This is a genomic window from Nocardia vinacea (assembly GCF_035920345.1).
GTDB lineage: Bacteria > Actinomycetota > Actinomycetes > Mycobacteriales > Mycobacteriaceae > Nocardia > Nocardia vinacea_A.
Genome location: NZ_CP109149.1, coordinates 4,493,335 through 4,502,033 on the forward strand (window position 1 = coordinate 4,493,335; position 8,699 = coordinate 4,502,033).

General features: G+C 63.6%; 10 protein-coding genes. 3 read left to right on the plus strand and 7 right to left on the minus strand.

The window, feature by feature from the left end; all coding sequences use genetic code 11:
• Positions 1-453: 453 nt before the first annotated feature.
• A complete protein-coding gene (locus tag OIE68_RS20790; RefSeq protein ID WP_327101017.1) occupies positions 454-825 on the plus strand; it encodes a hypothetical protein in 372 nt (123 codons plus the stop codon).
• 63 nt (positions 826-888) lie between these two features.
• Here the strand turns inward: OIE68_RS20790 and OIE68_RS20795 are convergent, their stop codons facing one another.
• From OIE68_RS20795 to OIE68_RS20810, 4 genes are all read right to left on the minus strand, one after another.
• Positions 889-1,104 carry a hypothetical protein gene (locus tag OIE68_RS20795; RefSeq protein WP_327101018.1) on the minus strand — a complete coding sequence of 72 codons (216 nt, stop codon included), beginning with the start codon at positions 1,102-1,104 and terminating at the stop codon, positions 889-891.
• A 306-nt stretch (positions 1,105-1,410) separates the two neighbouring features.
• Positions 1,411-1,848 carry a hypothetical protein gene (locus OIE68_RS20800; RefSeq protein ID WP_327101019.1) on the minus strand — a complete coding sequence of 146 codons (438 nt, stop codon included), beginning with the start codon at positions 1,846-1,848 and terminating at the stop codon, positions 1,411-1,413.
• A 457-nt stretch (positions 1,849-2,305) separates the two neighbouring features.
• A complete protein-coding gene (locus OIE68_RS20805) occupies positions 2,306-2,731 on the minus strand; it encodes a peptidoglycan-binding domain-containing protein (RefSeq protein ID WP_327101020.1) in 426 nt (141 codons plus the stop codon).
• A gap of 526 nt (positions 2,732-3,257) precedes the next feature.
• Complete coding sequence (locus OIE68_RS20810) at positions 3,258-4,358, minus strand: hypothetical protein (RefSeq protein WP_327101021.1); 1,101 nt, start codon at positions 4,356-4,358, stop codon at positions 3,258-3,260.
• Positions 4,359-5,080: 722 nt separating this feature from the next.
• Between OIE68_RS20810 and OIE68_RS20815 the strand changes: the two genes are divergently transcribed.
• The gene (locus tag OIE68_RS20815; protein WP_327101022.1) at positions 5,081-5,890 is read left to right on the plus strand and encodes an EI24 domain-containing protein; all 810 of its coding nucleotides are present in this window, start codon (positions 5,081-5,083) and stop codon (positions 5,888-5,890) included.
• 265 nt (positions 5,891-6,155) lie between these two features.
• Here the strand turns inward: OIE68_RS20815 and OIE68_RS20820 are convergent, their stop codons facing one another.
• A complete protein-coding gene (locus OIE68_RS20820; RefSeq protein WP_327101023.1) occupies positions 6,156-6,740 on the minus strand; it encodes a hypothetical protein in 585 nt (194 codons plus the stop codon).
• A gap of 69 nt (positions 6,741-6,809) precedes the next feature.
• Here OIE68_RS20820 and OIE68_RS20825 point away from each other — a divergent pair, with 69 nt between their 5' ends.
• On the plus strand, positions 6,810-7,160 hold the full coding sequence (locus OIE68_RS20825) for a hypothetical protein (RefSeq protein ID WP_327101024.1): 351 nt from the start codon (positions 6,810-6,812) through the stop codon (positions 7,158-7,160).
• Positions 7,161-7,706: 546 nt separating this feature from the next.
• Here OIE68_RS20825 and OIE68_RS20830 read toward each other — a convergent pair.
• Both OIE68_RS20830 and OIE68_RS20835 read right to left on the minus strand, forming a co-directional pair.
• Positions 7,707-7,895 carry a hypothetical protein gene (locus tag OIE68_RS20830; protein ID WP_327101025.1) on the minus strand — a complete coding sequence of 63 codons (189 nt, stop codon included), beginning with the start codon at positions 7,893-7,895 and terminating at the stop codon, positions 7,707-7,709.
• 121 nt (positions 7,896-8,016) lie between these two features.
• Positions 8,017-8,190, minus strand: coding sequence for a hypothetical protein (locus tag OIE68_RS20835; protein ID WP_327101026.1), 174 nt, complete (start codon positions 8,188-8,190; stop codon positions 8,017-8,019).
• Positions 8,191-8,699: the final 509 nt, after the last annotated feature.

Here is an 8,699-nt window from a genome sequence, read left to right on the forward strand (position 1 = left end):
ATGCTCATTCCGTCCAGCGGGTCCGGGCCACCGAGTGCCCACGGATGCCGTGGTGCCCAAATGATATGGTTCGACATTTCTGTACAGTCGGCGCAACGCGTCATCGATGGCCTGCCATTCGGTCGAATCACGCACTACGTCAACATCAGTACCCCTCGCAGACCCGCCGCACGCGAATTTTTTTCCGATTTTACAACTTCTTGAGGTATCGATTCGATCGGCGGCGAATCGAAAGAATGCGCCGCCCGAATAGCCTGGCGAGAAGTGTGAATCTCTTGCCATTGTCGGGAATAGTACGGGCGAATTCCCGTCCACCGTCCGTACTGTCGATCAATGATGTCGAAACCCATACAATGCCAATCTCGACGCCAGGCGATCCGAACCGCTGTCACACCTGCTCGAACATTCGCACACGGCAGTCTCGGCCCGGCAGCCGCACGCGGACCGCACCTGATGCTGTGGACAGCGGCGAACCGGACGCTGTTCACGATATGCCGCACCGATGGGCAAGTGGTGTGGCGCGGATCGTTCGGCACCGTGCTGCCCAGTGCGGGTGCCGCAGCCGAAGCCGCGGCACGACAGGCGATCTGGCTGGCCGGATGCGCCCGTACCGACTGGGGTGCCGACGCGGCGACGCTCCACCTGGGTCTGACCACCGACAACGATGTCGACGTCGACGCCCTCGAGCGTCATGCCTTCGCCCTCGGGCTGGTGCTCGATCTGATCACCGCACCAACCGACAACCCAGCCACCGCGCAACGCAACATCAAGAAGCTCGTCGATTGGCGCGGCAGCGACCTCGGCGCGCTCATCCAATCGGGGTGAGAATTGGTATGAGCAACGAATTGGCTACGCACGCAAGAGATCTGCGCTCGGGTCGTGGTCGCGTCATAATTCCTCACCCCCGAGCCGACCGCCCGGGACAATGTCGTGCCGCGAAACGACGCCCGCCGCACGGTCTGCCTTCGACAGCGGATCCGCGATGTCCTCGAGCGACCGCCCTTCCGCGTTCACACCGAAGAACCACGCGGCCCAGTCCTCCGCCTCGGCCAGACCGTATCGACCGTCCCGCGCCCACTGGGCCACAGCGAAGCGGTTCGGCACGCGACGAAGCCCCCGTCACGGCCCACGGTTGATCCGCCGATAGATTCGATGGACGGTATCCTCGGCCGCGGCCAGGCGCTCGGCGAATACATCCGGCTCCGCAGCAGCCAATTCCGTGAACAAACTGACCGCACGCTCAGGCTAAGGCTTCCCCGGCATCGCGATCACACAGCAGCACCGGGCGACTCGGGGACGCTGCGCACAGCCCGAATTCTTACACTCACTTGACCTGCACCGAACCAGGTTCGCCGCATCGCGGAATCGGACCGGGCGGCAATGTGGATAGGCCTACGGGGTGCTGCTCAGTCACCTGGCGTGCAGGACGACGAGCAGGAGCAGGACTTGGACGAGGCCAATTGCGGTGCCGAGCGCCGCGCCGAGGACGCTCGTGCGAATTACCGCTGCGCGAGTCAGTGGGTAGGCGCGATTGGTGCGGTAGGAAATGCGCACCGGCACCTCGGAACCGAGTATGTACCGGCCAGCGACCGCCGCACGTCGTCCGCGCCAATCCGCACCCTGGTATTCGAGTACGGTGCGCTGCTGCCAACGCAAGCACGGGCACAACGTCGGCTCGTGGTCGCGCTTACATGTGTGCGCCACCGCCTTCGCCATTCGCCGACGGGTGTAGGACGGTGCGCTTCTGCCGAACACTTCGTCGAACGGCACCAGCACGTGCCAATACGCGACACCGCACACCCACCCGAACAATGCGCACCCCACCCACCCCGCTAGCAGCCCAAGCATGAGCCTATCGAGCAATTTCTCCGTCACCACTTCCAGATCGAGAGGGAGTCGGGCAGCTCGGCGAGTCCACCGTGTATGGAAACAACCCCAAACCGTCGGTCACGGTAACCATTTCAGGCGTTGGTATCCGCTTCTCCTTCATCGCCTACCCCCGACGCGAACATCATTCGGCTGCGGTCAGTAGTTAGGGGGCGCCGCGAGCGCGCAGATGTGCGGCGCAGCCGAATCGACGAACCCACAAGCGGTCCGCCGGGCAGGGGCGGCGGTACGGCTGCATTACGGGTGCGGCGTTCCGGTCCGGTGCCGTCCAATCCGCAACGGAGCGTATGAAATCCGTGCCCTGTTGACACCCGCACTCCTCGGACGCCGCGCCCTATCCCAGGCGATCACACCTTCACCCACCGCGCGCCGGGGCCGTCAGGCCAGAGAACCACAACGAGCGATCGGCGGGAACCGCTCACAACTGGTGGCACCCGTTGAATACCCAAGTCGCTCGGTTGTAGAAAGGCCATTTCAGCGCAGCGCGCGTTTTGGGCCCGTAGATACCGTCCGCGCCAGTGCCCGCCTTCCGCTGCGCATCAATCAACGCTTCTCGGGTCTTGTCGCCGAAAACGCCGTCGACAACCAGCGTCCCCACGTCGTAGCACTGGTTGAGGGTCTTCTGCAGCGCCTCGACCGCTTCCCCGCGATCCCCCTTGTCGAGCTGACAGCTGTCGGTATGCGGCGTCTCGGCGCTGCCGACTACTCCCGACTTGCCGTGGAGCTGAGTTCCGCTGCAAGTGGCAGCCGCATTGGCCGGGCCAGCGGCAACCACACCGACCCCAGCGCCGGCCAGCGCAATGACAGTCGCCACCAGCGCAGCCCGTCCGCAAAGCATGCCCATAAAATCTCCTCAGGATCGAATCATCTTGTCCACAGAGAAGTATGGATTGCCATAATTTGCAAAACCAACTGCCGAGCACATATTTTGCAGTAACTTGAGTTACGGCCAATCGTGAAATCAAGCGGTTTTGAAGTATTTCCGCAGAAATACAGTAGTCGTGGTCTGAATTTGCATCACGGAGAGTCGAGTGGACAGGCTGTATGACTCTCGTGCTTATTCCGCCGATCCCGCACGGGAGAACGTAGGCGACTCGTCGTACACCGCCTCGACCAGTGAATGTCGAGGACATATGTCCCGAGCACCGCGCATGGAGACGGTGCGGCGTCACTCGCGAGACCGTCCGCAGCCGAGGAAGACATCGGCGCCTTGGGCAGCGGTGTCACCTGGTTGAATTCCGGGTGAGGTATTCACCCAAGCCTCCGCCGAGCCCATGCGCGTGATCGGGTAGCCTCTGCGTGCCTTCGCATTCGACGCTTCGATGCCGCCGGATATCGGCGTCCCCGTTACCCGTTGCGCTGCTGACGGCTCACGCCGACTCGACGGGTATGGGATAGCGCGGGAACATCACCGTGAAGGGGCCGGGGTCGGCGGTGATCCGCTCGCCGACTGACCAGGTGCCGCCGGGACCCGATGTGCACCAGACGATTTCGTTGGCGTCGAGCCGAAACGCGAGCGACTCCGCGGGGACGGGCAGCGGGGAGGTGACCGACACGATGCGGTGCAGCCGGTCCCCCGCCACCGAGGAGGGCCTGAGCGGATACCGGTTGCCGAGATCGTCTGTGAGATGCAGATAGTCCGCATTCAGGATCCAAGCCCGCGGGTCCCGAGCTGCGGGGTCGGTGGTTCGGTGGGCGATGGCGTCGGGGTGGTCGTCGTCGAGCTGGACAATGAGCCGAAGGTGCACGCCGCGGTCGTAGCGCTCCATCGTCAGCACCGTCAGTGCCACGCCGCTACGGCGCGCTGTCCGGGCGACCGCGGAGATCCCGACCAAATCGGCGTGACGCAGCAAGTCCGCCGCCGCGATCGGGCGAAGATCGGGGCGTGCGACAGGGGTATCCGGCACGGGCAACCGAGCAAGCCGGGCGGCCGCCGGCGCGGGTATCTCCCCGAGAAGGGGCATCAGGGGTATCTCGCAATTCACCTGCACCGGCTGGTCGATGCTGCCGGGCGGGAGCGTCAACCGCACAGTGATCGCGGTCGCCTCCGGCGCGAGCACCGGATCGCAGTGCACTTCTCCGTGCGCGTGCCAATCTCCCCCGGGCCCGGCGCCGCCACCCATAACCGAACGGCACCGGTACACGTTACCGAGGTCATCCATCGCCTCGACCACAATGGTGCGGACTTTGCCGATCGTGACCTGCGATGGACCGGGATCCGGCGTGGCCCCCTCGCCCACCGGGTACCGCACCCGCAACTGGATGGTGAAACCATCGGTATAAGCGACGACCGAGATCAGGGCCACCTCGTGATAGGCGGTACAGCCCACCGCATTTACGGCCAGAACATACGACATCCGGTGCAGCCGAGGCAGGTTCGGCCCCGTCGGATCGTGCCACGACCGGGTCGCCTGAGCAGTGTGATGGGCCTGGGACATTCGCCCGGTGCGCCGGGACTCGTTCATGGTCACGAAGACATCTTTCGATTCAGGGCTTTCGGCTCGGCCGGGGCGCAAATCACTGGACATGTAGACGCGTGCGTACTGCGGCGCTCCCGGAGCGCGACCTCGGGGATGGGACAGGTAGCCCAGCGAGGACCAGAGCACGTCGGTGCCTCTACGTCACTGTGCCGATCAGTTCTGGGAAGGAATCATCGCCTGGTGGATCCGGCCGGCGCACCCACCAGCGAACATTTTTACAATCCGCTGAGTCAGAAATGAAGATCCGCGTGGCTGACGATATAGCGGCACGGGCGCGCCCGGCCGTCGGCGCCCGTTCTTCGGCATCGTCGCTGCGTTCACGACCAGCCTCATCTACCTCAACGCGTCATTGCGCCCGCTGTCCCATCACCGCTTCGCACATCACCCGCCATGGGATTCGAAAGCCGTTGCGGCAGTTCCACTATCGGTGAGCATAGGGGCGGTGAGCCTGAGATCTGGATAGTCGCGTCCCAGCAGTGGCAGCAGGAAGCCTCCGAACATCATGAATAGATTGGAACCGACTCACCGTCGAACTTAATGCCTGTGCCGTCGGCCCAGATAGGCCCAGCGGCACGGCTTTACATATCTTTGAGATATCGGTCCGGGCTCCGGACGCCGCCCGATATCGGCGCGACGTCGACACCGGAAGAATGTTATCGAGCCAAGTCGTTACGCCGTGGGCACCACAGCCGCGCCCCCGATAGGCTGCGATCATGCGTGATCTCAGGACCGGATTCGGATACCTTCTCGAGGGACAGCGCTGGGTCGGCCAGCACGGCCGCTGGTTCGGTATCGGCCTGCTACCCGGGTTGATAACACTGGTGCTCTACGTCGCCGCCTTGATCGGATTGCCCTTCGTCGCAGTCGATTTCGTCGAGTGGGCGACCCCGTTCGCCGACGACTGGGACTCGCCGTGGCTGGGAATTTTCCGTGGCTTCCTACTGCTATTCGTATTCGCCCTCGGCCTGCTACTCGCAGTGATCACCTTCACCGCAGTCACCCTATTGATCGGTCAACCCTTCTACGAGAAATTATCCGAGCAGGTCGACATATCCGAGTCCGCCGACGGAACCGCACCCGAGTCCGGGCTGCCACTGATACGTGAGCTGTGGATCTCCACCCGCGACAGCATCCGCCTACTGGCACGGGCACTGATCTGGGCAGTGCTATTGCTCGCCCTCGGCTTCATACCAGTCCTCGGCCAGACCGTGGTCCCGGTGATCGCCGTATTCGTCACAGGCTTCTTCCTGACCCAAGAACTCACCTCCGTCGCACAGGCGCGACGCCGCATCGAAGTCCGCGAACAACTCATCCTGTTGCGCTCACGCCGAAAACTCGTCTGGGGCTTCGGTGTACCACTCGCCCTCGCCTTCCTGATCCCGTTCGTGGCAGTCTTTCTAATGCCCGGAGCTGTAGCGGGGGCAACGCTCATGGTGCGAGATCTCGAAGGGGACGACGACCCCACGACACAACCCCCTTACCCCGCATCCGACAACCCTGCCAGCGTACGAATCAACAAGTAGAGACGACAGCATCACAGAAGTCGGACTTCATCCCGGTTGCTGTTGCCGGTGGTGATGGCGGCGAACACCTCCGTGGGCGATGCCACCACCACCGCCCAGTGCCCTCTGATGGTTCTGCGCAATGCCGACGACGACGAAAATACAGAACGGCCGAGGTCGCGCACTACCGCGCGACCTCGGCCGTTTCAGAACCGAGAGGTACGCCCCCGGGACAAGACCGCAAGGCCCTCCGCCTTACGCCCCAGCCAAGCGTCGCCGTGCAGGATCAGCCAGTCACCTTCTCCAGCGCCTTCGTCGACATCTGCATCAGCGGTTGGGTGAACTTGTTCTGTCCCAAGCGTTCATAGTGGTACGTGATACTGATGAACACGTTGTGATAGATGAACGACATCTCACCCGTGCTGATGTTGTTATTGCTGCTCTTGATTTCACGGAATCGATCGTCGTCGGCGCCGGGAATCCCGACCGCGCTACCTGGCTTGCGTCCCAGCTCAGTCTTGGCCTTCTGCACACCGGATTGGTTCTGATTCGCTTTGAGCAGTTTGGTGGTCACGATGACCCAAACCGCCGGTTGCCGTTGGGCAGTGTGAGTCTTCTGGTTGGAGAAGCTGCACTGCGCCGATTTCTCGTAATCCTTGTCACCGCCGAAAACGTCGGTCGGCTCGGTGGTGAACGTGCCCGGAATGAACGGAGCCAGTTCGGCCTCGGTGAATATGCCGCACCCCATCGGCGCATCGGCGAGATCCAGGGATGTGTCTACCGCGGGCTTCTTGTTCGGATCCTCTTCAAAGAACAGGAAATAGGCACCGGCGGCGCCGCCGGCCAGCACCACCAGCACGAACACCAGCACGAGTGCGATCAGGCCGCCACGCCCCTTGCGCGGCTGCTGTTGCGGCGGCCACGGCTGACCGTACTGTGGATGCGGCTGGCCGCCTGGTGGCGGGAACTGCGCCGGACCTCCAGGGAACTGCTGACCGCCCTGCTGGAACTGCTGCCCCTGGGGCGGGAACTGCGCCGGGCCTGCTGGGTACGGCTGTTCACCCGGCGGGAACTGGCCCTCCGGGAACGGCTGACCGCCCGGTGGAAGCTGCTGGTCGCCCACTGGGAACTGTTGTCCCTGCGGCAACTGCTGACCAACTTCCGGGAATGGCTGCCCCGGAGGGGGATACAGCTGACCGCCGTCGGGAGGCAGCCCCTGCGGTCCGGGCTGCTCTTCGGGTGGCGCGGGCGTCGGTTGCGGTGCCCCGCCCCCCTTCCGCAACGAGGGTGACGACCCTTGCTGCGGCGCGACGGGGTGCTCCCCCGGCGCCGGGTCGTGTTCCGGCACTCCGGGCTGAGACATGGAACCTCCTGACGGGTCCACCGAGCTGGGCCGCCCCGGACCAGGCTCAGAATGCTTCGGTCGCCAGATTCTGGCCTCTGGCCTGCACCCGAAACAAGCCGACCGCGTATTTCTTACAGTCCATTGACCTTGTGCGTTAGCTCGCGTATCCGAAGCCCTTCCGACGGCCCAAGCTGTGCGCCGCGCCGGTAAGCGCACTCTGGCAGATGTCTGCTCACACGCACTGAGTTCTTCGGATCGAGCATTTTGGGGAACCGGGCCCGCACTTCAAGTTCGGTCTCGTCACCCGAGAATTCACAGGTCCAGGCGGGAAACACGTCGAAAGGTTCTGCTCCCAATCCTGGGTGTGGGAGCGGGTGATGCCCGGCAGCACACTGGCAACGCAGCCGAAGTCGTTGCCGGACAAGCGGAATCCCGAGCAGGTAGCGAAGGGGGTCGCATTGAACAGCGCCGCCTCGTAGCGGCGCGCGAATGTCAGGATCGCGGCAGCGGACTCGTCTGAGAAACCCTCGTGCAGATGATCTGGAGGGCGTAACCGTCATTGGACGCCAATGCGATGGCGCGTTGAAATCTGTTGCGTGCCGCGGGAAACGTCCATGCCTGATCCATCCCCGCAAGCGGGCGCACGTTCGGGAGATTCAGGACTTCAGCTGCGATGGTCACTGTATTCCACTCCTGCTAGTCGTATTTAGAAGTGACCAACCGAAAAGCTATGTGTCCGTTCTTTTTGCAATTACTCCGGACAGGGGCCGATCGATCCGGCTCGCCAGGCTGCCGGGGCGGATCAGGCGCCGAGCGGGAGGGCCGCGACGACGGCGTTGGCTACCCTGGTGAGCTCGTTACACAGTTCGGTTCGCTGGCTATTGCTGGCTACCTCGGCGCCGTTGATCCGGGCGTCGAACACGATCGTGCCCGCTGCTATGCCGGACTTCGTATTCCGCGCCACGTCGAAGGCCATGTTGCAGTGCCGATTTCGTCCGAACAGCTTGTACAGTCCGACCGCACGGCGGCCTCCGATTGTCGCCGCACAGGCGCAGATCGACCACATCTTCTAGCGCACCGATAATCATGCGGGCCCATTGGCCCGATGCCCACGGCGCGCTCGCCGGTTTCCGGGTCCAGGTGCGGGCTGCACGCCCACGCGAGCAGATCCAGCCAGGCCGACGTGTGCCAGGCGTGTGCCAGCGCCCGGATCATCATCGGTCGATCGGGTTTGCGGCATCCGCACCGTGCCGGGCGAGGTATCGATCAACGGCCGAACGGAATTCGTCCTTCGCGCGAGCGGCTCGCTCGTTGTCCTCCCGAACGCCCCCAGACTCTCGATCAACCATGCCGTAGCGTCCGCACCGGACTCCGGTTCACTGCTGCCATAGCAACCGACGCCGGTCGGCGGATTTCGCATTGAATCCGGTCCAGGGGACCACACCGTCGTAGGATCGAATGTTCTTGACACGCAAGGGAACCGGA

What these genes read in the sequence shown, in the direction of transcription:
- OIE68_RS20800 (WP_327101019.1), bottom strand. Translation starts at nt 1,848, where the DNA reads ATGCTTGGGCTGCTAGCGGGGTGGGTGGGGTGCGCATTGTTCGGGTGG.
- OIE68_RS20835 (WP_327101026.1), bottom strand. Translation starts at nt 8,190, where the DNA reads ATGGCCTTCGACGTGGCGCGGAATACGAAGTCCGGCATAGCAGCGGGC.
- OIE68_RS20825 (WP_327101024.1), top strand. Translation starts at nt 6,810, where the DNA reads ATGCGGCTGGCCGCCTGGTGGCGGGAACTGCGCCGGACCTCCAGGGAA.
- OIE68_RS20815 (WP_327101022.1), top strand. Translation starts at nt 5,081, where the DNA reads ATGCGTGATCTCAGGACCGGATTCGGATACCTTCTCGAGGGACAGCGC.
- OIE68_RS20790 (WP_327101017.1), top strand. Translation starts at nt 454, where the DNA reads ATGCTGTGGACAGCGGCGAACCGGACGCTGTTCACGATATGCCGCACC.
- OIE68_RS20805 (WP_327101020.1), bottom strand. Translation starts at nt 2,731, where the DNA reads ATGGGCATGCTTTGCGGACGGGCTGCGCTGGTGGCGACTGTCATTGCG.